Annotated in this window: 1 protein-coding gene; it reads left to right on the top strand. The window is 61.8% G+C overall.

Annotated elements, in window-relative coordinates; translation table 11 throughout:
- A partial coding sequence (locus tag A3754_RS07215; RefSeq protein WP_156496882.1) for a DEAD/DEAH box helicase occupies positions 1-212 on the top strand: 212 nt, incomplete at both ends.

Genomic DNA, 212 nt, shown 5'->3' with positions numbered 1-212 from the left:
CTGATGCCCACCGGCGGCGGTAAATCCCTGTGCTATCAGATCCCCGCCCTGGTCCGGCCAGGCACCGGTGTGGTGATCAGCCCGCTGATTGCCCTGATGCAGGATCAGGTGGATGCGCTCAAGGCACTGGGCGTGAAAGCCGGCTTCCTCAACTCCACCCTGTCACTGGAACAAGTACGCGAGCTGGAAAACGCCTTGCTGCAAGGCGAGTT

The organism is Alcanivorax sp. HI0083, assembly GCF_001635175.1.
Note: the sequence above shows the minus strand (reverse complement) of the source record. Positions and strands in the feature narration are given on the sequence as shown.